15 protein-coding genes are annotated in these 20,693 nt (G+C 48.9%); 7 read left to right on the plus strand and 8 right to left on the minus strand.

Annotated elements, in window-relative coordinates; translation table 11 throughout:
- Positions 1 to 169: 169 nt before the first annotated feature.
- The 7 genes from ACQ4MZ_RS17100 to ACQ4MZ_RS17130 form a co-directional block, all read right to left on the minus strand.
- Entirely contained in the window at positions 170 to 1,636 is a 1,467-nt protein-coding gene (locus ACQ4MZ_RS17100) for an MOP flippase family protein (protein WP_430846603.1), read from the minus strand.
- A complete protein-coding gene (locus ACQ4MZ_RS17105) occupies positions 1,627 to 2,814 on the minus strand; it encodes a TDP-N-acetylfucosamine:lipid II N-acetylfucosaminyltransferase (protein ID WP_430846605.1) in 1,188 nt (395 codons plus the stop codon). Before ACQ4MZ_RS17105 ends, ACQ4MZ_RS17100 begins: the two co-directional genes overlap by 10 nt.
- Entirely contained in the window at positions 2,811 to 3,947 is a 1,137-nt protein-coding gene (gene rffA / locus ACQ4MZ_RS17110; RefSeq protein ID WP_430846607.1) for a dTDP-4-amino-4,6-dideoxygalactose transaminase, read from the minus strand. Before rffA ends, ACQ4MZ_RS17105 begins: the two co-directional genes overlap by 4 nt.
- A gap of 204 nt (positions 3,948 to 4,151) precedes the next feature.
- Positions 4,152 to 4,595: a GNAT family N-acetyltransferase gene (locus tag ACQ4MZ_RS17115; protein ID WP_430846609.1), complete on the minus strand. Its 444-nt coding sequence runs from the start codon at positions 4,593 to 4,595 to the stop codon at positions 4,152 to 4,154.
- A 218-nt stretch (positions 4,596 to 4,813) separates the two neighbouring features.
- Positions 4,814 to 6,451: an ABC-F family ATP-binding cassette domain-containing protein gene (locus ACQ4MZ_RS17120; RefSeq protein ID WP_430846611.1), complete on the minus strand. Its 1,638-nt coding sequence runs from the start codon at positions 6,449 to 6,451 to the stop codon at positions 4,814 to 4,816.
- A gap of 98 nt (positions 6,452 to 6,549) precedes the next feature.
- On the minus strand, positions 6,550 to 6,909 hold the full coding sequence (locus tag ACQ4MZ_RS17125) for a SnoaL-like domain-containing protein (protein WP_430846613.1): 360 nt from the start codon (positions 6,907 to 6,909) through the stop codon (positions 6,550 to 6,552).
- Positions 6,910 to 7,013: 104 nt separating this feature from the next.
- On the minus strand, positions 7,014 to 7,583 hold the full coding sequence (locus ACQ4MZ_RS17130; protein WP_430846615.1) for a dihydrofolate reductase family protein: 570 nt from the start codon (positions 7,581 to 7,583) through the stop codon (positions 7,014 to 7,016).
- A 225-nt stretch (positions 7,584 to 7,808) separates the two neighbouring features.
- Between ACQ4MZ_RS17130 and ACQ4MZ_RS17135 the strand changes: the two genes are divergently transcribed.
- From ACQ4MZ_RS17135 to ACQ4MZ_RS17165, 7 genes are all read left to right on the plus strand, one after another.
- Positions 7,809 to 8,657 carry a helix-turn-helix domain-containing protein gene (locus ACQ4MZ_RS17135; RefSeq protein ID WP_430846617.1) on the plus strand — a complete coding sequence of 283 codons (849 nt, stop codon included), beginning with the start codon at positions 7,809 to 7,811 and terminating at the stop codon, positions 8,655 to 8,657.
- Positions 8,658 to 8,732: 75 nt separating this feature from the next.
- On the plus strand, positions 8,733 to 9,923 hold the full coding sequence (locus tag ACQ4MZ_RS17140; RefSeq protein WP_430846619.1) for an MFS transporter: 1,191 nt from the start codon (positions 8,733 to 8,735) through the stop codon (positions 9,921 to 9,923).
- Between the two features lie 180 nt (positions 9,924 to 10,103).
- Positions 10,104 to 10,736 (plus strand): RNA polymerase sigma-70 factor, encoded by a 633-nt coding sequence (locus ACQ4MZ_RS17145; protein ID WP_430846621.1) that lies wholly within the window; start codon positions 10,104 to 10,106, stop codon positions 10,734 to 10,736.
- Positions 10,737 to 10,831: 95 nt separating this feature from the next.
- Positions 10,832 to 11,827, plus strand: coding sequence for a FecR family protein (locus ACQ4MZ_RS17150; RefSeq protein WP_430846623.1), 996 nt, complete (start codon positions 10,832 to 10,834; stop codon positions 11,825 to 11,827).
- Positions 11,828 to 11,855: 28 nt separating this feature from the next.
- Positions 11,856 to 15,281 carry a SusC/RagA family TonB-linked outer membrane protein gene (locus ACQ4MZ_RS17155; protein WP_430846625.1) on the plus strand — a complete coding sequence of 1,142 codons (3,426 nt, stop codon included), beginning with the start codon at positions 11,856 to 11,858 and terminating at the stop codon, positions 15,279 to 15,281.
- An 11-nt stretch (positions 15,282 to 15,292) separates the two neighbouring features.
- A complete protein-coding gene (locus tag ACQ4MZ_RS17160) occupies positions 15,293 to 17,131 on the plus strand; it encodes a RagB/SusD family nutrient uptake outer membrane protein (RefSeq protein ID WP_430846627.1) in 1,839 nt (612 codons plus the stop codon).
- Positions 17,121 to 18,041, plus strand: coding sequence for a DUF1735 domain-containing protein (locus ACQ4MZ_RS17165; protein WP_430846629.1), 921 nt, complete (start codon positions 17,121 to 17,123; stop codon positions 18,039 to 18,041). Before ACQ4MZ_RS17160 ends, ACQ4MZ_RS17165 begins: the two co-directional genes overlap by 11 nt.
- A 44-nt stretch (positions 18,042 to 18,085) precedes the next feature.
- Here ACQ4MZ_RS17165 and ACQ4MZ_RS17170 read toward each other — a convergent pair whose 3' ends face one another.
- Entirely contained in the window at positions 18,086 to 20,572 is a 2,487-nt protein-coding gene (locus tag ACQ4MZ_RS17170) for an alpha-L-fucosidase (protein ID WP_430846631.1), read from the minus strand.
- Between the last annotated feature and the right edge of the window lie 121 nt (positions 20,573 to 20,693).

Consider the following 20,693-nt stretch of genomic DNA (forward strand, 5'->3'; position numbering starts at 1 on the left):
CTGCCCGCCGGTGTTTATTTTATCCACATGGCAGCGAAGGCTACCTGGCATTGATTGACCGAAGTCTTTAATAGCAAAACCCTGCAAATTAATCGTTTGCAGGGTTTTCTTTGTAGTGCGTATAAAGTCAAAAAGGCATAACCTTGTTTGAGCTCGGCTGGCTTTCGTTTCAACTTTGCTGGCCAGCTTGTCCTTTGTTGACAAAGAAGTGCATCAGCGAAGCCCTTTCCTGGGTATTTGTAGCCAGCATTCCAATGATCGCATACACCGTACCGAGTATCAGCAGCCCTATCCCTAATGCGAGATAATTATTACTTACGGTCGGGGAAAGGAAATAGGCGGCAGCGAAACTGACTGCTGCAAGCAGAATAGGTTTGCCAACGCTGCCAAAATATTCCAGAAACCCGGCTTTGCAGAGTGGGTATACAAATAAACCCCATGCCGGAAGCATCACAGCAATCTTGAATAGCGTTAGTCCCCAGGCAACGCCTATTAGCCCCCAGGAGCTGCCTATCCAAATACAAAGCGGCATAAACAGCAGCATACCCAAATTCCAGTAAAAGCCCCAGTCTGCACGGCCCCTCGCTAACAATAGTGCCCCAACCGGATTACCAATGCTGTTGCAAAGCGCGGTTACCGCAAGGATTTTTAAAAAGGGTATCGATTCAACCCAGGCTTCTCCAAAAAAGAGAATGATCAAAGGTTTGGCCAGCAAGATCATGGCTGCGTAAATTGGTGCATTGGCATAGGTGAGCATGCGCAGAATCTGAACATAGGCCCGCCTTAGTTTTCCAATATCGTCCTGCATTTTTGCCAGCACGGGAAATGCGACTTTGGTTACAATCGGATTGATGATTTGATATGGTTTGAAAGCGAGGGTCTTGGCAATATTGTAGACACCAAGCGCCTCCATGCCGAGCAATTTTCCGATCAGGAGTGTATCGAACTGGGAGTTAAAATAATTAACCGTTTTCTCACCCATCTGGAAAAGTCCGAACGAAAAAAAGCCTTCGCTTTTCAGGCTGTGCCAGTCAAATTCGAACCTAGGTCTGAAGATTTTCAGGCCGTAAACGACCAGTAGCAAGGTGGAAACAATGGCCTGGGCCAAATTGGCGTAAACCAGCGCATAAATGCCGAAATGCCAGAATGCCAGGAGAATAGATATCAAAAGGCCGCTTGTCTTCCCGATTACGTCCCGGATGGATAACGATTTGAAATTTAGTTCTTTAACCAGCAGCGTTTCAAATTGCTGGCCAAATGGGACAATCAAATAGGTAGCGGATGTCCACCGGATAATGCCGACTAACTCAGGGCTTTGGTAAAAATCGGCAATGAAAGGGGTGGCGACGTACAGTATAATGTAGATGGATGTACCTGCAAAGATATTCAGCCAGAACAGCGTATTTATCTGCCTGCTAGTGACCTTTTGGTTATGAATGATCGCATTGGAAATTCCCATATCCATAAATATCTGGGAAAGTCCGATCACAAAAAGAGCCACTGCCATTAAACCAAAATCGGCTTTGTCAATAAACCTCGATAGGATAACGATTTGTAACAGCTGCATCAGAGAAGTAGCCACGGCTGAAAAAGACGTCCATTTTGCCGCTCCAAATGCTTTTTGTTTCAGTGACATGTAAGAGTGTTAATTTCATAAATATTCCTGACCAGATTTTCGTAGTCTTGCTCCACTTTCCCGGCAGAGAATGCTTCTGCCAGAATCGCCCGATTGGTTTTAACCTGGTCTTCCGTCAATGCGTTCAATCCATGAATCTCGAAATCACGCTGCAAATCAAACACATGGATGCCCAGTCTTTTGAAAAACCGGAAAGCTGGATTGATTCCGGCCATGTAAACACGCGCTCCGAGCCAAAGCATAGCGATAATATTACCCATTGCCTGCTGTCGGTGGTGGTAAAAGATGCCTACACCGCAAGTCAGTAATATCTCGATATAGGCTTGCTGGGGCATGAAACCCAGCAATGGAGATGAGCCTGAACCCCACAGTTTTTTAGCACTTTGGATCACCGCCTTTTTGTAATTGTTGTTCTCTCCATAAGAAAGCGGAATAAATACCTTTGTCTCGTTATCCAGCGGTACATTTTTGAGCAGGTGAATGACGTCCAGGTGATTTGATTCCGGGGTGTTGGAATTGCCTATCAGTATATTTTTACCGGCAATCTTTTTATCCATAAAGGCTTCCCCAACATACTGATTCAGATTGAAGAAAGCCGCATCGAAGAATTCACATTTCGTTTCAGGATATTTTTCTTTATATAACTCGTAATCTTCCCGGATATAAGTTACGAAGTAGTCCACCTCGCGCTGCGCCGATTCGAGCACATCCCAGAAATTCTCTTTTCCCCAGGCCGTGTAGAAAAGCCATCGGAGCGGTTTGTATTTGTTTAAAGTCCAGGAAAGGCTTAACCATCGCTTTTCGCGCGTCAGATACGACAGGGTTTCCGGCGCGTACAATCCGGGCTGGATTTTCGGCAGCGTATACATGTCGTAACCCCATACGACCCAATATAACTTGGGTTTTCTGCTCAGTTTTGAAATAGCGGACGCGAAAGCGGCACTTATGGAATGCGCTACGATACCACTGACCGCCGGTGTAGCGGTTACGTGATCGTCTAAATTCTCGTGTTCATAAAAGAATTCGCAGGTAAGCTCGGGATGACTGATAAACCGATATATCCCCTTGTCTTTATCTGCTTTGAATACAAGATATTTATTATTGCCTGGATTTACTTTTTCGAAATTCTTGATCGTATTGTCACAAAACTTTTCGTCGTGCATCAGGTGCAGTATCATGCAGAAAAACGATTATGGTAGAAGCCGAGTATCAAGTCAGTAATTTTGAGAACATCTTCTGTTTCCAGTTCGTAGAACAGCGGCAAGCGGACGAGGCAATCGGCATAACGGTCGGTTTCCGGCAGCGCCCGTCCGTCATGTTTTTGTGCATAGAATTGGGATTTATGCAACGATAAATAATGGAAAACAGACAGAATTCCATTGTCTTTCAGCAACTGTATCAACGCGGTCCGTTCATCGAGTGAGTTGCACACCAGATAAAACATATGCGCGTTATTGGTTGCGAACCCGGGGATATAGGGAAGCTGCACACCGTAACCGGAGAGTGGCGCAAGCTTTTCATTGTAAAGATTCCAAATGGCCTTTCGTTTGGCCTGGATGTCGTCCAGATGTTCGAGTTGCGCAAAAAGAAATGCTGCGATGATATCCGACGGCAAAAATGACGACCCGATGTCTACCCAGGAATACTTATCCACTTGTCCCCTGAAAAATTGCGACCGGTTTGTCCCCTTTTCCCTGATGATCTCTGCGCGTTCTGTCAGGCCGGGTTCGTTGATCGCGAGCATTCCGCCCTCGCCGGATATGATATTCTTGGTTTCGTGAAACGAAAACGCTCCCATGTGGCCAATGCCGCCAAGCGGCCTGGAATCGAAGAAAGAATCGATGGCCTGAGCCGCGTCTTCAATTACAAACAGGCCGTATTTTGCGGCCAATTCCATAATAGGTGCCATATCGCAGGCAACTCCCGCATAGTGAACCGGAAGGATCACCTTTGTTTTAGGGGTAATCAGCGCTTCAATTTGCGACACATCCATGTTGGGATGATCGGGCAGGCAGTCTACAAAAACAATTTTGGCACCTCTTAGCACGAAAGCATTGACCGTAGATACGAATGTGTACGAAGGTGCGATCACCTCATCGCCTGGTTCGATATTCACCAGGATAGCAGCCATTTCCAGGGCGTCGGTACAGGAAGTTGTCAGGAGCGATTTCTGAAAGCCGTAACGCTCTTCAAAAAGAGAGTGGCATTTCTTCGTGAAAATCCCGTCTCCGGAAATCTTGCCGGACAAAACTGCCTGATAGAGGTAATGGGCCTCTTTTCCAGTCAGGTATGGCTTATTAAATGGAATCATAATGTGGACTAAGCCCCGAGAGGCGATTGTTTTTCAGTTTGAGTTTTTTGAAATCACTTGCAAATGCAGTGACGACGGTGAAGAAGAGGGAAACTATGCTCCTGCTCAGATCGGCGAATATTGCCAATATGGCGCGGAGATTTATCGGAAGTAAAGCGGAATTTCAAGATTACTCTGGTTATCAACACAAGCCGTACTCAATGCTCATAAATATCTCGACATTCCAAAATGAGTGGCATTGAAATGAAGTTTGTTATAAAACGGGACTGTCTCCTGATAGCAATCGAGAATCACTTTGTAGCAGCCGGCAGCTTTGCAATAATCGGTGAGATGCGTTATCAACAGATCTCCATATCCTTTTCGCCTGTATTGTTGATCCACAACAATATCTTCAATATGGCCCGACCTTCCGCCCCGGATTTTATATTCAATAATCACGCTGCCGTAGCAGACGATCTTGTCATCGGAAATTCCTACAACTGCGTAAGCATTGGAACAGGCCGCAAGTTTATTCCAGCTTTCTTCTATATCGATGGCATCCACGCCGCCAGGGAATTCAGACAATTGTTCGAGTAGCAAACAAACGGAATAGGTATCTTCTTTTTCTAGTGGACGAAAGATCAGGTTGTTCTGTCCAGAAATCAGCATGTGTTCAGTGATTAATATCTAAAAGTTTCAATTTGGAGCTGAAAACTATGATTTTATTGGAAGAAGTCCAAGAATTGGTGTCGTCGGGTGCCGTTCGATACGTTATGTTTATTGTAAGCTATTGAAAACCAATGTGCTGAAAATCGGATTTCAACAGCTTACATCTTTCCGGTTTTTAGCGATCCCGTTTGCTGCTGTGAATGATCAGCTACCTTCGGTTACCTGGCAAGTTGCAGATCTGCTATGCTTTTTATCCGGTTGCGTTCCAGGAAAGCGTCAATCGTTTCAAAATGCTCGATCACACGTTTGTCTTTGAACTCAAAGACTTTTTCGGATAAGCCCCGTAAAAAATCACGGTCGTGCGAAACCAGCACCAGCGTTCCGTCGAAGTTCCTGAGTGCTTCTTTCAAAACATCTTTCGACTTCAAATCCAGGTGGTTGGTGGGCTCATCGAGAATTAACAGGTTGACAGGTTCAAGGAGCAGCTTCACCATGGCAAGCCGCGTTCTTTCTCCACCGGATAGTACGCTTACTTTTTTATCGATATCGTCGCCCTGAAACATAAATGCGCCCAGAATATTCTTGATCTGGGTGCGCACATCTCCTTCCGCAACTTCGTCTACCGTTTGGAAAATCGTCAGATTCGGATCTAATAATGCTGCCTGGTTTTGTGCAAAATAGCCGACCTTGACATTATGCCCCAACTGGCAGGTTCCATCCACATCCAGCTCGCCCATAATAGCTTTGATCATCGTGGATTTCCCTTCACCATTCCGGCCTACAAAAGACACTTTTTCGCCTCTTGAAATGGACATACTGGCATTTTTGAACACGACATGGTCGCCATAGGATTTAGATACATCTTTCACGGTAACCGGATAGTCCCCCGACCGTGGCGAAGGCGGAAAGCGAAGTTTCAGGGCTGAATTGTCCACTTCGTCGATTTCAATGATTTCCAGTTTTTCCAACATGCGTTCGCGGGAGGATACCTGATTGGTTTTGGAATATGTCCCGCGGAAGCGCTCGATAAACTGCAAATTATCGGCAATCATCTTCTGCTGTTCCTGATACGCCTTCATCTGATGTGCCCTGCGCTCTTCCCGCAATACCAGATAATGCGAGTAGTTGGCCTTGTAGTCATAAATCCGGCCCATCGTCACTTCAATCGTACGGTTGGTGATATTGTCGATGAAGGCACGGTCGTGGGAAATCACCATGACCGCATTGGCCTTGTTCACCAAAAAGTCTTCCAGCCAGATCACCGACTCAATGTCAATGTGGTTTGTAGGCTCATCCAGCAAAATAAGGTCTGGCTTTTGCAACAATATTTTGGCGAGCTCAATGCGCATACGCCACCCGCCGCTGAATTCCTTGGTTTGTCGCTGGAAATCTTCCGGCCTGAATCCCAGTCCTTTCAACGCTTTTTCAACCTCCGCGTCATAATTGACTTCTTCCAGCTGATAATACTTTTCACCGAGTTCGGTCACCTGCTCGATGATCGCCATGTATTCCTCGCTGTCGTAATCGGTGCGGGTTTCCAGCGCAAGGTTCAGCCTGTCCATTTCGGCACGCATTTCAAAAACCTGCTTGAATGCTTTGGCTGCTTCTTCGAAAACGGTACAGTTATCTTCGGTCAATAAATGTTGCGGCAAGTAAGCAATAACAGCGTCTTTAGGGGCACGTACATGGCCGCGCGTGGCTTTTTGTTCACCAGCAATAATTTTCATCATGGTGGACTTCCCAGCGCCGTTTTTGCCCATCAGGGCAATTTTATCCGTAGGATTGATAACGAAGGAAACTTCACTAAACAGGGTAGAACCGCTAAACTCAACGGCCAAATTTTCAACTGTAATCATCTTCTCATTGTTTGAATCCGCAAAGCTAAGGTTATCGGATTGAAAGAGACGAAAAAAGTCATTTTTTGGCGCTTTTAGGATTCCAGCAGCCTGGGCCGTTACATGAAAAATTGTTCGGAAATAATTTTTCCATCGGCTACTGTGTACACGCACAGTTCAACTAGCTTGTCACGATCCCTGCCCTTCATTTTGATGTCCATTGTCAGGACAAAGCAAAACGAGCTCCCGGCAATCAAGGGTTCCGATACCGTTGTCCCATGGCGTGACTCTACCAGGGCGCTAAACTTCTCGTCCTTCGCCAGCATGGCTTTCAGGCCTCTGGTTTCCTTTTCAAAGCCTGGAAATTCGAATTGTTCTACGCTCACCGCATCATCGGCATACAGCTCTTGAAGGGCTTGGGTGAATTGTTCTTTGCGGCAATAGTCTGCCAGACGGGTTGCTACTTGTTCTATGGTCATAATTTTGGGATTAAGGATGGAATTTGAATTTTCAACTGCTGACCTCCACGAGTGAATCGCCGGGCAGGGCGATAAATATTTCCTGGTAATGATTTTTGAAGGAATTACTTTTTCAAAGATCCCAAATGTTTGTAGGTGTTGATCAATAAGCCTGTTGGTGTGGCTTTGGAGTCAACAAAAGCAAGTTCCCTGGCATCAACAGTGTCGGACAACAGGCGTTTGCCCTTGCCAAGCAGAACCGGATAGGTGATCAGCACCACTTCGTCGGCGAGGTTTTGGTCGAGCAACAAAGAGGTCAGCGTCGAACTCCCTACAACAATCAGGTCGGGGCCGTTCGTCGATTTAAGTGCACGAATCTGTTCCGCAACATTCTCGCCTACATGTTGTACCGGTCCCCATTCCAGGCTGGCGGGTCTATGGGTTGCAATGTATTTCGTGGCCGCATTGATGGCGTTTGCCATCGGGAAATCTCCGGCGTTGGGCCAAAACCCACTAAAAATATCGTAGGTGTGGCGGCCCAGCAACAGGTCGAAATTCGGTCCGTAGGCTTCAAACAGCATGGCAGCGCCGGCCGGGCTTCGATAGGGGGTTGTCCACGCGCCATAGGTGTAGTCGCCATCATGTTCGATGACGCCGTCAAGCGAGATGTGTTCGAAGATTCTGATCTTTCTCATTTTGTTTTGTTGGTTTGATGATGGACAAAATTAAGCAAGGCCGGATACCCGGGAGGGGTGCGGGCGCGACAATTTCCGGGTGCTTTTTACCTTATGCCGCCCCGGGTATGTGCTGATCGATCACTATTTTCAATACAACCTATTATTTGGGTACTTTTGTCGGCTGATTTAAATGCGCCTCGTATGAAGAAATGAGGAATGATAGCCTCCGCGAAATCATATGGAATGAAAAAAACTGCTATTGACATACATCGGGACGAGCTGGACGGCGTCGGGGTGGAGATTGTGCCCGTGAAGTCGCTGCAATGCGAAACGTATCCGGCGCATCGCGACGACCACTACATCTTTATCGTGCAGCAAGAGGGCTACTGCCTTTGGGAACTGGATTTCAGCCAGGTAGCGCTCACAGGCCCGACGGTTGGCTTTATAGCACCGGGACAGGTACACCATAATCTGGACTTCAATGAGGCCAGCGGGTGGCTGATGTTCGTTGAACCGGGGCTGGTATCACCGGAAAACCGCGAGATTTTCGACAATTTCAGTCATGTGCGGCAAGTAGCAGCTATTACGCCCGATAATCTGCTATTCCAGCTGGTACCCATTCTCAAAACGACGCTTGAACAAGCCACGCTGGCACTCAAAGAAGGGGTGATGAGTTCGTTAACCGCTTCGGTTACGACGCTGCTGGCGTCGCATATCCTGCAATCAGAGTATCCGGCGGGGCCGGTCGAGGGGCGGAAGTATCGCACCGCTGCACGCTTCAAACAACTTGTTGCCGAGCATTGCAAGGAATTGAAACAAGTGAAAGAATATGCTGCATTGCTGAATATTACGCCATTATACTTGAATGAAATCATAAAGGAGGTCACCGGCTTTTCAGCCAGCCAGCGCATCAATCATGAAATTCTGCTGGAAGCGAAAAGAATGCTTGCCTATACCCGGCTGGATGTGAAGCAGATTGCCTATGAGCTGGGTTATGAAGATCATGCGTACTTTTCGAGGTTTTTCAAAAAACACACGGGCATGACCGCAGTCGCATTCCGGAATTCAAAACCATTATTTGTCCAATCATAGCCATGCAATGCCTCTCCCCGGGCGACAGTCGCACCCGTTAATTTTGCTGCCGTAAAATCATCATACGGTACAAAAATGAACACCATTGTTGCAGCAAGCGAAGACAAGACCTTCGCGAAATTCATCACGCCCATTATTATCTCGGTCTTTGCAATATACCTTACAATGGGTATGACGCTCGGGGTACTTCCTGGTTTTGTCAAAAACGACCTGCATTTCGGAAGTCTCGTCGTAGGCATAGTCATTGGCTTGCAATCGCTGGCAACCCTGCTCACCCGGGCCTATTCGGGCAGGCTCACCGATACCAGCGGAGCTAAAACCAGCAATTATCTCGGCATTGCACTGGTAGGCATTGCGGGCGTGGTTTACACTTGCGCCGTCACTTTCAGATTTGACGCTTACACAGCGCTCGTTTTCCTGATGTTCGCGCGCATCGTGCATGGCGTGTCCGAAAGCCTTTCGGTGACCGGATCGCTTACGTGGGGCATCGGCCTGGTGGGAGCGCCCAGATCGGGCAAAGTAATGACCTGGAATGGGATTGCCATGTACGCCGGCATCGCTCTCGGTGCGCCTTTGGCAATCTGGATGAGACAGGCTCACGGCATTCAGTACGTGTTCGCTTCCACGATCATGCTGTCCGGAATAAGCTGGGTGGCCACTGTCCGGTTGCCGGCATTGAAGGTGGACGGAACGCACATCCGGACCCCTTTTTACAAAATCATAGGCCGTATTTCAAAGCAAGGGCTGGGGCTGGCGTTCGCGTCCATTGGTTTTGCCTGCATTTCTTCCTTTATCTCCCTGTTTTTCAATTCCCGGAGCTGGGGGAGCCCGTCGCCCGCATTTGTCACATTTGGCGCATGCTATGTGCTCACAAGGGTTTTCTTTTCCTCATTCCCCGACCGTTTCGGCGGTTACCGTGTGGCTTTGGTATCGCTCCTGATCGAGCTGTGCGGCCAGTTGCTGATCAGTTTTGCTCCCTCGTCCGAGCTCGCCATTGCAGGATGCAGCCTCACAGGCGCAGGCTTCTCGTTGGTCTTTCCTTCACTGGGAGTACTGGCCATTCAGAAAGTCGCTCCGCAAATGCGCGGTACCGCCTTGGGCGCCTATGCCGCGTTTTTTGACCTCTCGCTCGGAATGGCCGGGCCGGTCGCAGGCATGATCGCAGGTTGGGCGGGATATGCCTCGGTATACTCGTTCGGAGCAACGAGCTGTTTGCTGGCGGTAGTGGTTTTGTTGAGAAAAAACACGGATGCCGGAAAAGCATGACGAAATAGGGTGTGACGCTCGGAAGATGGTTGCCTCCCTGCTCGGCGGGGGGGCATTACGTGCGTTTTTTGTCACCAGATAGTTTCTAATTTAAATTATTTAGTCGGCCAGGGTAGGGTGTTGTTTTAAGATTTTGTCATTGTGATAAATGGTATACATTCATTCGTCGAACTGAAAAAGATGCAGAATAAAACTTTGGATCAGGATTATTCGAACAAAAGCTTGATTCAGGCGGAATCCAACCTGGACCGGGAAGAAGCTTCGGATGCGACGATAGATAAGGAATTTTTTATCAGAAGTGTATTTCAAACAGACGTAGAAAAAGGCTACGACCTTCTGTTTTGTCATTATTACACCTCGTTGTGCAGCCATGCGGTTAGGTACGTATATTCACGAGAGGTAGCCGAGGATATTGTCTCGGAGGTCTTTATGGCTTTCTGGAAAAAGGCGGCACATATTCACATTACCACCTCTTTCCGGGCATACCTTTTTATGTCGGTAAGGAATAAATGCCTTACCTACCTGAGGTGGGAATTCAAGAATGAAATCGCTGAGGAGTTGTCCGATAGTACGCTTGTATCAATGCATATGGAACCTGACAAGCTTGTTGAGTTTGACGAGCTCTATCAGCGAATCGTGAAAATAGTCGACGGGCTGCCTCCTCAGAATCAGAAAGTTTTCTTGATGAGCCGTTTCAATGGAATGTCTTATCAGCAGATCGCGGACAAGCTGCAAATTTCAAGGAAGGCGGTCGAAGCTCATATCAGCAAGGCTCTTGGAGAACTGAGGAGAGCACTCGGTAGCAGCCTTTGACGAAAGGGGCTAATGCTTTTTCAGAATTGTTGGACTCAAACATGCGTCTATGGAAGGGCCTTAGTGGCCCGAAACAAATTTTATTAAAACAACAAATGAAGCCAGAATTGACGAAGTATATTGTTTTTTCCTATTTCTCGGGCGATGCGACACCTCTTCAAAAAGAAATGGTGCTCGAATGGCTGGCAGACGGGCGGAATGTGGAGTTGTATTTTACGTGGTTGGAGGAATGGGAGAAAATGCACATCCAGTTTCAGCCCGATCCCGCGGAAGCACTCACGAAAGTAAAGGCCAAGCTCCGCGACGAAGAACCGCAAGCTTTACCGCCAGAGCCGCTCCCAGCCGGGAAAATTTCAAAAACGAGGGTATTGCTATGGGCAGCAGCCTGTCTGTTTCTGATGAGTTTCGCGGCTTTTTTGGGGAAGGAATTTTTGATTTACCGTACCTATCATACAGCATTTGGCGAGCAAACCAGGTTCCTGCTCGCCGATGGAAGTACGGTACTTTTGAATGCAAACTCAACATTAAAGGTTCCGCGGTGGGGATTTGGGAAATCGACCCGGCATGTATACCTGGATGGGGAGGCCGAGTTTTCGGTGCGGCATACGGACGATCATCAGTATTTCAAGGTCCATAACGCTGATAAAAGTTTGATTACTGTGCTCGGGACTGAATTTGTGGTCTATACCAGGGCCAGGGAGACCAGCGTGGTGCTTAACAAAGGAAAGGTGGAAATCTCTTCGTCGGCCGGGGAAAAGCCTTTGACCATGTTGCCGGGAGACCACGCGACGGTCGGAAGGAGCGGTCAGATTACCATCGAAAAGCTATCCCATGAAAAGCTTGCCGAACATTCGGCGTGGAAGGAACACCGGCTGGTATTCGACGATACGCCATTGTATGAAGTTGCCCGGAAGATCCACGAACTCTTTGGGGTGGAAGTGAAAATAAACGGCAAAGAGCTGGCCGCGCGCACCGCAACGGGGTCATTCCCGGCTAAAAATGCCGAGGAACTGCTCGCAATCCTCTCTTACATGTACGATTTCGAGATCAAAAAAGCTGAGAATAAGGTCATTTTAACTCCTAACCGTTAATTGTTTTCTATCCCTTAACCTGTTGTTTATGAAGCTACGATTACAATTTATAAGGTTGCTGTTGCTCTGTCTGGCTGTGGGGGCACTTCCTACACGTTCGCTTGGACAGCTGCTGGCCGACTCCAAGACCATCGTTCGCCAATCGGACACGCGACCTCAGCTGGTGGGCCTTGCAGATATACTTCTGAAATTGAAGGACAAGTTTCAGGTCGATTTGCTGTTCGAAGAGAAAATCGTGGAGAACATCCGGGTTTCGTCCAACAGCATTCGGTCCTCGGCCTCATTTGAAGATAACCTGGAAACCCTTCTGCGGTCGACGGGCATCCATTATATGAAGGTCAAGAAGAATACTTACGTGTTGAGGACCGAGAAAATCAGTATCGCGCAAAAGCCGCTTGAACACGTGCCTGCTTTTCCGGCTGATAACAGGTTAAAAGCAGTAGAAATGCTGGAAAGAAAAATGCTGCAGGTACCGGCCAAAGTGGCAGATGTAACGGTTACCGGGCGGGTAACGGACGAAAAAGGGGAGGTCCTCCCGGGCGTGAATGTGACGGTGAAAGGTACACTAAGAGGTGTCGCGGCGGACGCTTCCGGAAATTATAGTGTGTCGGTGCCGTCGGGGCAGGTAACCCTGGTGTTTTCTTTTGTGGGATATGTCACACAGGAAGTACAGCTTGGCGGGAAAAAGACCCTGGATGTCATTTTGCGGTCGGATAACAAGAACCTGGAAGAAGTAGTGGTCGTTGCTTTCGGGACGCAGCGGAAAGAAAGCATAGTAGGGGCTATTTCATCCGTGTCCCCCAGCGATTTGAAAATGCCGGTAAGCAAGTTGAGTAACGCCCTGGCCGGCCAGATTGCGGGCATTGTATCCGTACAGGGAAGCGGTGAACCGGGCTCGGGATCAAGTTTCTGGATCCGCGGCATTAGTAGTTTTGGGGCTAATAATACGCCGCTTATCCTGGTGGACGGGATCCAGCGCTCCATGGATCTGGTGGACCCGGAAGATATTGAATCCTTCTCGATCCTGAAAGATGCCAGTGCAACCGCCGTTTATGGGGTGAGAGGAGCAAACGGGATCGTGCTGATCACCACCAAAAAAGGCAAGTATTCCGATAAACCGACTATCAATGCCCGGTACGAACACGGCTTTTTAGCGCCGATAAGGCTGCCGAAGCTGGCGAACGCGGAACAATGGATGGACTATTACAATGATATCAGCTATGATGCCAACGGGTCTACCCCCTTCCCGGACCATATCAAGCAAAAATACCTGTCCGGGGAGGATCCCGACCTGTATCCCAATGTGGATTGGATGAAAACCACGTACAAAGACGTTACAACCAGTAACCGCCTGAACCTGAATGTGACCGGGGGCGGCAGAATTGCGCGGTACTACGTGTCAGGCTCGTACTACAATGAGAACGGCTTGTTTAACCCCGTTGTCACCGAATCCTACAATCCATCCGTGAAGTACAACAAGTTTACTTTCCGGTCCAATCTGGATGTAGATATAACCAAATCCACGGAGTTAAGCCTTAGCCTTTCCAATACTTACGAGAACAAGAGCCGCCTGGGCGTGGATATGGCCACGATGTACAACATTGTGATGACCACCCCGCCGATCGCCATTGCGCCGTATTATTCAGACGGAAGCCACGCACAGCCGCTGGTGGGAAGCAATCCATATTACTCGCTGAACTCGACCGGGTTTTCCCAGGACTTTTGGAACACCTCGCAGTCGTTGATGAGCCTCACACAGGATTTGAGCGAATATGTGCTCCCCGGCCTCAAATTCAACGTGAAATTTTCGTGGGATGCTACCAATGAGTCGACATTGGATAAGCGGAAAAACCCGGCGACCTACTATGCCACCGGGCGCGACGAAGCGGGCAAGCTGATACTTCATAAAAACGCGGACGGCAGTGATTATTTGTCTTTGGCACGGTCCAATCGTGGCACGAAGACGACCAATCTTGAATCGTCGCTCAACTACGACAATGCATTTGGTGATCACCGGGTCGGAGGCCTGTTTCTGTTCACGCGGAGGGAGTTTACCAACAATTTTCCGACGAATTACATCATGGCATTTCCTTACCGCAATATCGGTATTGCGGGCCGTTTGACATATGCCTTTAAAAACAAGCTGTTTTTTGACGGGAACTTTGGTTACAACGGCTCCGAAAACTTTGCGCCATCCCATCGCTTCGGGTTCTTTCCTTCGATCGGCCTGGGATATAACCTGAGCAAGGAGCGGTTTTTTCAGGATCTGTTTCCGGTAGTCAATCTGATGAAATTCCGGGGCTCGCACGGGTACATCGGTAACGACCAGATCGGGGGCGATCGCAGGTTTGCTTACAATTCCGAGATGCAGTATTCGGGTTCATATACCTTCGGTACCACGGGCCAGAAATATATTTCGGGTATTGCCACGGGGAATCCAGGGAACCCCAATGTCGCCTGGGAAGAGGCCATCAAAACGAACATCGGATTGGAGCTCGGGATATGGGATAAGTTGAAATTGCAAATCGACTATTTCAACGAGCGCCGCGACGGGATCTATATTTTGCAGCAGAGCGTCCCATCGGTCGTCGGGATTAACGTGGCCCAATATGTGAACCTGGGGAAAATGGCCAACAGGGGTGTTGATGGGTCTGTCGAATACAGCTATGTGAAAGGAGACTGGCTGCTCTCTGCCCGGGGGAATTTCTCCTACAACCGCAATAAGGTCATTTACAACGATTCCCCAACGCCGATTTATGGTTACCAGGAAATCGCGGGACAGGCTTACGATCAGCAGTTCGGATTGGTGTCGATGGGTCTTTTTAAATCCGTGGAGGATATTGAACAAAGCCCGGTTCAAAAATTCGGTTCGGTTGTGCCGGGTGATATCAAGTTCAAGGATATCAACGGGGATGGGGTAGTGGACAGCTACGATCGGATTGCGATCGGACGAAGCACAGTCCCTGAACTATCCTACGGATTCGGGGCGAGTGCGAAATACAAGCATTTCGATTTATCGGCTTTTTTTCAGGGCGTCGGCCATGTGACCAGGATTATCGGCGGGGACCCGCTGCAAGGGCCGCAGGGAAGTATTCTGGTAAATGGGCAAATTCTGGCCGACGCGGCCGAGAAGAGATGGAGCTTACGTAACCAGGACCCGAATGCCGAGTATGCCCGTATGTCGCTGGCCTATAATGAAAACAACCGGCAGGCGTCCACTTTTTACCAGAGGGACATGAGTTTTATCCGGCTGAAAAATGCGGAAATAGGCTATACCGTTCCAAAAAGCATTGTAAGTAAAGCGCGGGTTTCCAGTTTGCGTTTTTACGCACAGGCGGTTAACCTGGTTACGTTCAGCAAGTTCAAGTTATGGGACCCGGAGCTCAATGCCAGTTTCGGAAATATTTACCCGCAAATGAAGACGGTCAGTTTAGGAGCAAGTCTCAATTTTTAACAGCAATTAACATGAGAAAATTTTCTATTATTTCAGGCATTTTGCTTTGCATGTTTGTAGCTACCTCTTGCAGTGACTACCTCTCTGTGGAATTGCAGAACGCACTAACGCTGGAAGAAACTTTCAATAAAAGAGCGACCACCGAAGCATATCTCGCGCAGATTTATGGGTTTCTACCCGACGACTCCGACATGGTCGGCGGCGAGGGTTCTGTCGTTCCCAGGTCCGACGAGGCGATGTTTTCCTGGTTGTCGGGCGTATCGTGGTTGAATATGAATAATGGCTCGTGGGGACCGACGACCAATTCCTACGCGACCTGGAAAAGCAGTTATACCGGCATTAACCAGGCTACCATTTTCATGAACAATGTGGACCGGAATGTGGAGATCGGTCCGGCGGAAAAGGAAGTTATGAAAGCGGAAGCACGGTTCATACGCGCATTTCTATACTTCAACCTGCTGCGCAAGTACGGTCCGGTTTACATCTGGGGGGACAAGGATCCGGATATTTCCATCCGGCCCGAAACAATAGACCGGCATACCGTAGCCGAGAACTTCGACTTTGTGTTATCAGAATTTGATAAATGCATTGCTGTACTGCCAGCCACCATCGCGGAGGAGGCTTGGGCGGGCAGGGCTACCAAAGGGGCCGTCCTGGCGGCAAAGACCCGCGCCACGCTCTACGCGGCCAGGCCGCTTTTTAACGGCGCGGACTATTTGAAAGGCATGGTGAACAAGGAAGGTAAAAACCTCTTTCCGCAAAGTACCGATCCTGCCAAATGGGAAATCGCCGCGCAAACGGCTAAGCAGCTGATCGATATGAACCAATATGCGCTCTATGTCGACAACACGGAAACGGACCCCATGCGGAAAGCGATCAAGTCGTATCAGGGGATATTTTTCAAGTTCTGGAATTCGGAAGTAATCTGGGGACGCTGGCTGGGGGCGGCCAATGGCTGGGTTGTAAGGGCTAACCCGCCCAGGGCGGTAAAGGAAGGGTACGGAGGCTATGCGCCTTCCCTCAAACTGGTGGACACCTACCCAATGGCCGCAAGCGGACGGTATCCGGTAACCGGGTACGATGGTACCGGATACCCCATCGTGGACCCGAAGTCGGGTTACCGCGAGGAGGGTTTCACGCCCGCCTACATTCACCCGATGGACAACTGGGCGCCCATCCGCGCGCACAACAGTACGGTGGGGCGAGATGCGCGTTTTTACGCTTCCATTCTTGCCAATGGCTTCAACTGGTATAACCGCGGCTCAGGTGACAAGGTGATCACCTTCCATACCGGCGGGACCTCGGGGTACCAGGCTTCGGGCGACTGCGTGAAGGCGGGCTACCTGTTCAGGAGGATGAGCGATCCCAGCAATAATACCGAGAATGGGCAATGGGGACAATTTTGCTGGCCAATGTTCCGGCTGGCGGAAATTTATCTGAGCTATGCCGAGGCATGTAACGAAAAACCGCAGCGCAACGAAGCAGAAGCATTGGCATACGTCAACAAGGTCCGGAACCGCAGCGGGCTCAACAAGTTGGAAGTCGCCTATCCGGAGGTGATCGGTAATCAGGCGCTGCTGCGGGAACTGATTCGCAAAGAGCGGATGGTTGAAATGGCTTTTGAATCCCACCGCTATCATGATGCCCGCACGTGGATGATCGCCGAGAAGGAATTTGTCGGTCCTAATTATACCCGAAACTTGGAGGCGACCAATTACGATGATTCTTGGAAACGATCGTCGACATTATTTCCCGGCACCAGGGTGTTTGAAAAGAAGCACTATTTCTTCCCGATCAATCAGGAACAATTAAACGAAATGAAAAACTTTACACAGAACTATGGCTGGTGAAAATAACAAATGCCGGACTGCGATGATCGTTCCATGCAGGCTGGCGCAGGTTTGGGTGTGCCTCCTCGCCATGCTCGGCTACGGGTGCGAAGACCGCCGCATGAATAATATGATAGGCGATCAGGTTTATCTAAATGAATTCGGTGAGAACGTGCAGCCTGTTTTCAAGGGGGATCATTTTACCTATCGGCTGCAAGTCATCAAAAGCGGTGTGGGGCAGCAGGGTGGTGAGGTTTCTATTAATGTCGATGAGTCCATTCTGGCCCGGTATGAGGGCAAGTATACCTTGCTGCCAGCGGAACTCTATCAAGTGAAATCTTCGCAGGTTCCACTCAAAAGTTCAGAGTATAAGGCGCATTTCGAACTAGAATTTGACGCCGCTGCAATCGAGCGTCTGGAAGCCAGTACCCATTTGCAATATGCGATTCCTTTCAGGCTTTCGTCAAATACCCTTAAACTTGCTCCGGATCAGCAGCTCTTTTCCGTGGTCGTTCCGAAGGTTTTGAATCCTTATATCCAATTCAAAACACCGGGACTCGCACCGGCCACGGCGTCTGTCAGCCTGGCCAACTCGGCGCCCGAAACCAGGTATTACGCTTTTCTGCAAACCAATTACCACAACCAGTCGGACCTGCAATACAAAGTAGAAGTGAGCGAGCATGCCCTGGAGGCCTACAACAAGGAGCAGGGAACAACGCATCAATTACTGCCTGCCGCGGCCTATCGAATTGATCAGGCCAGTTTTACCATCGCCGGCCAGAACAATGAACAGGCGATGTCCTACTACCTGATAACCGGCAAAGTTCCCGCCGGGGAGTATATGCTGCCGTTTGAAATTATGCAGGTTTCCAAATACGGCATTGACCCCCAGGCGAAAACGATGTTGATTCCTGTCAAAATTCTGGAATAGGGGTGAAGGTTTGTAGGGTGCTTTGTTGGTTTCAGAAACTAATTTTATTGATACACTTCAAATTCGAGTATTCCCATGGATCCCCCTCTATCCCCGCTTTTTTCAGGTTTAAACGACCTAATTTTGAAATAACGGGCAGTGATAGGACTGAATTTTATGTTAATATTTAAATCTGAGTTGTCCGTTTTATGTAGCAAAGTTGTCCAGGTTTTATTGTCGGGCGACGCCATTATCTGGAAGTCAGTTGAAAACGCCGTTTTGCCGAATGTAATTTTTGCTTCTGTAATGGCCGTTTCAATCTTCATCAAATCTACCAGCAGGGTCCATGGATATTGTCCACCGGCTTGTGCCATGGTGGTCGGGTCGCCGTCGATACCGTTTTCCGCAAAGTAGATTTGGCTGGCCGGACCAAGAGCGCCTTCGTTGTTGGCCCGTAGAAAAGCCTGCTTCCCGATAGCGAGATTGGTCTTCATGCTTTTGGGACCTACTTTTTCGTATTTTAAGTTAATGAGTTGCCCGATTTTGTCGTCCACAATGGGTTTTTGGGCGCCTTGCGGGCTTAATATGCTATAACTAATCACGCGGTAGTCGTCAGCAGCGGGTATAACTTTGAAGTCGCTGGCTGCGAATAGGTCGCTACTGTCCTCACGGAATCCGATTACGTAGGATTTTCCCGCTTCAAGTGTAAGAGGCGGGATTTGGGCATATTGATAACCATCTGGATCAATAGACAAGCTTGCGGTATTTAGGGACGCTGTCAGCAGGGGGTAGTCGTCGACATACCGCTTAACAATAAGCGAATGTCGGTTACTGTTTCCCGCCAGATTTTTCCGGCCTACCTCAGTCAGCCGGATTTGAACGCTGCCTACCGTAATACGCATACCACGGTAGAAGTCTCTCGGATCGGTTCTGCCTGCTGGTGTAGGTTCTGTTGCTGTGACGCGTTTCGCGGAACGTGCATTGGGTGTTTTGTTGAGAATGGTGAATGTCTTGTCAAGTAGCTTACTTGCAGGTTTAGCAGGTTCTACCGCAATGGCTTGCACCCGGCTCGTCCGGGTTAATGTAAGGGCGCCTCTGTATGTCTTGCCAGCGGTAGTAGGACGGCTTCCGTTAACAGTATAGTATATTTTTGAGCGGGGCGCAGCCGCGAGTGTGAGTTTCTGGCTTCCGGAGTAATCGATGGTGTCCGACAAAGAAGCTTCTGGAATGACACTCCATCCTTGATTTTTCTTGACAAAATTGGCGATTTGCGTAAGCCTGTCCTTATAGAATTCGGGAAGAATGTTGCCATCTGCAGTTATCGGGTAGCTGAGCATGTAGGTGGCCCCAACCTCCCAGTTCTTTTGAATGTTCCTGATCATCATGTCGACTGGCTTCGGCGACCGAAGTTTTGGATCTTCACGCCAAGACCAGGTATTATCCAGGAGATTATCAACCTCGATAGCAAGTTTTTTTTTGACAGTGGCCGGTTTTGCCACCTCCAATGCCGTTTCCTGGGACGACGTGCCACCCTCGTACACAATGACATCTGTATTCGGATATTGCAACACCGTGCCCCCGTTTCCCAGCCCTGTATTGTTGGCAAATATCACTTTCGGATTGTTAGCTCGCAGGATGGGAATTATTTTATTCCATGGAAACCAGTTATAGTCAAATCCCTGGTAAAGTTCGGTGGCGGAAGTCATATCTACCCAAAAGCCGTCAACGCCCAGCGCTATCAGTTCCCTGATCAGCCCGAGGTTGAGGGTTCCGTATGTACCATCAGGCGCCGTATCGACAATATCTTTATTCCAGCCATTGTCAGGCGCAATGTAGGCGATGAAGCGAATGCCTTTTTTATGACAGGCGTCCACCAATTCTTTTACGATGTTACGTTTCGTTTTAAGTTCGAGCTTGCTGGGAGAAGTGGAAGGCCAGAGGCGTACACCATCCCCCGCTTTTACATTGGCTGTCAATACCTTGCCGCCCAGGTCTACGATGGTCTGTGCCCACTGGTCGGCGTTGAATTTAGTAATTCGTTTTTCAAATTGAGCGATCCCATCCTTGCCCTTGAGGCTGGGAGCGCTATATGCCCCCCATGTAATGTAAATACCAAATTTAGCATCCGAGAACCATTTTGAACGATAAGGGGCCGCTTCGAACGTGAGGATCTTGCTCGCAGTTGCCCCCTTTGAATCTGTGACCCTGGCAGTGAAGGTATAAATGCCCTCTCTGATCGCCATGCCATGGATCCTTCCGTTTTTGTCCAGTTCGAGTCCGTTGGGTAACGCTCCACCAGCCAAATCCCAGGTATAGGGTACCACACCGCCATCAGCGGAGAGTTGGAAGAATGGGGACGGTCCATCTTCGGTCCACGATTGGTACGATAGGTTATCGACAAATGCCGGGTAAAGCGAGGTTCTGGGGTTCGTCTGGTATTCCCCGGAAGAAGTAGTGGTAATCCTGAGTTTCGAACCCTGTCCGGATCCGGGCTGTGGAAGCGTTAGAAGTACAAGCAAGGTACCTCCAACCAGTTTAGAAATTTGTCTCATAGCAGCAAATAGGACTAGTGATAGTGTGCCAAATGATTTAACGGTGAATGTCAATTAGCCTGTGCCAAAGGCTAATTGGCGGCAATACTGTTATTTTGTTCCAATCTTATACCACGCTATT

Source organism: Dyadobacter sp. BHUBP1 (assembly GCF_050587785.1).
Taxonomy (GTDB): Bacteria; Bacteroidota; Bacteroidia; order Cytophagales; family Spirosomataceae; genus Dyadobacter.

Coding starts and splice junctions, on each gene's coding strand:
- ACQ4MZ_RS17105 (WP_430846605.1), bottom strand. CDS start 2,814: ATGATACTGCACCTGATGCACGACGAAAAGTTTTGTGACAATACGATC.
- ACQ4MZ_RS17130 (WP_430846615.1), bottom strand. CDS start 7,583: ATGAGAAAGATCAGAATCTTCGAACACATCTCGCTTGACGGCGTCATC.
- ACQ4MZ_RS17120 (WP_430846611.1), bottom strand. CDS start 6,451: ATGATTACAGTTGAAAATTTGGCCGTTGAGTTTAGCGGTTCTACCCTG.
- ACQ4MZ_RS17140 (WP_430846619.1), top strand. CDS start 8,733: ATGAACACCATTGTTGCAGCAAGCGAAGACAAGACCTTCGCGAAATTC.
- ACQ4MZ_RS17135 (WP_430846617.1), top strand. CDS start 7,809: ATGAAAAAAACTGCTATTGACATACATCGGGACGAGCTGGACGGCGTC.
- ACQ4MZ_RS17100 (WP_430846603.1), bottom strand. CDS start 1,636: ATGTCACTGAAACAAAAAGCATTTGGAGCGGCAAAATGGACGTCTTTT.
- ACQ4MZ_RS17125 (WP_430846613.1), bottom strand. CDS start 6,909: ATGACCATAGAACAAGTAGCAACCCGTCTGGCAGACTATTGCCGCAAA.
- ACQ4MZ_RS17150 (WP_430846623.1), top strand. CDS start 10,832: ATGAAGCCAGAATTGACGAAGTATATTGTTTTTTCCTATTTCTCGGGC.
- ACQ4MZ_RS17145 (WP_430846621.1), top strand. CDS start 10,104: ATGCAGAATAAAACTTTGGATCAGGATTATTCGAACAAAAGCTTGATT.
- ACQ4MZ_RS17170 (WP_430846631.1), bottom strand. CDS start 20,572: ATGAGACAAATTTCTAAACTGGTTGGAGGTACCTTGCTTGTACTTCTA.
- ACQ4MZ_RS17165 (WP_430846629.1), top strand. CDS start 17,121: ATGGCTGGTGAAAATAACAAATGCCGGACTGCGATGATCGTTCCATGC.
- rffA (WP_430846607.1), bottom strand. CDS start 3,947: ATGATTCCATTTAATAAGCCATACCTGACTGGAAAAGAGGCCCATTAC.
- ACQ4MZ_RS17115 (WP_430846609.1), bottom strand. CDS start 4,595: ATGCTGATTTCTGGACAGAACAACCTGATCTTTCGTCCACTAGAAAAA.
- ACQ4MZ_RS17160 (WP_430846627.1), top strand. CDS start 15,293: ATGAGAAAATTTTCTATTATTTCAGGCATTTTGCTTTGCATGTTTGTA.
- ACQ4MZ_RS17155 (WP_430846625.1), top strand. CDS start 11,856: ATGAAGCTACGATTACAATTTATAAGGTTGCTGTTGCTCTGTCTGGCT.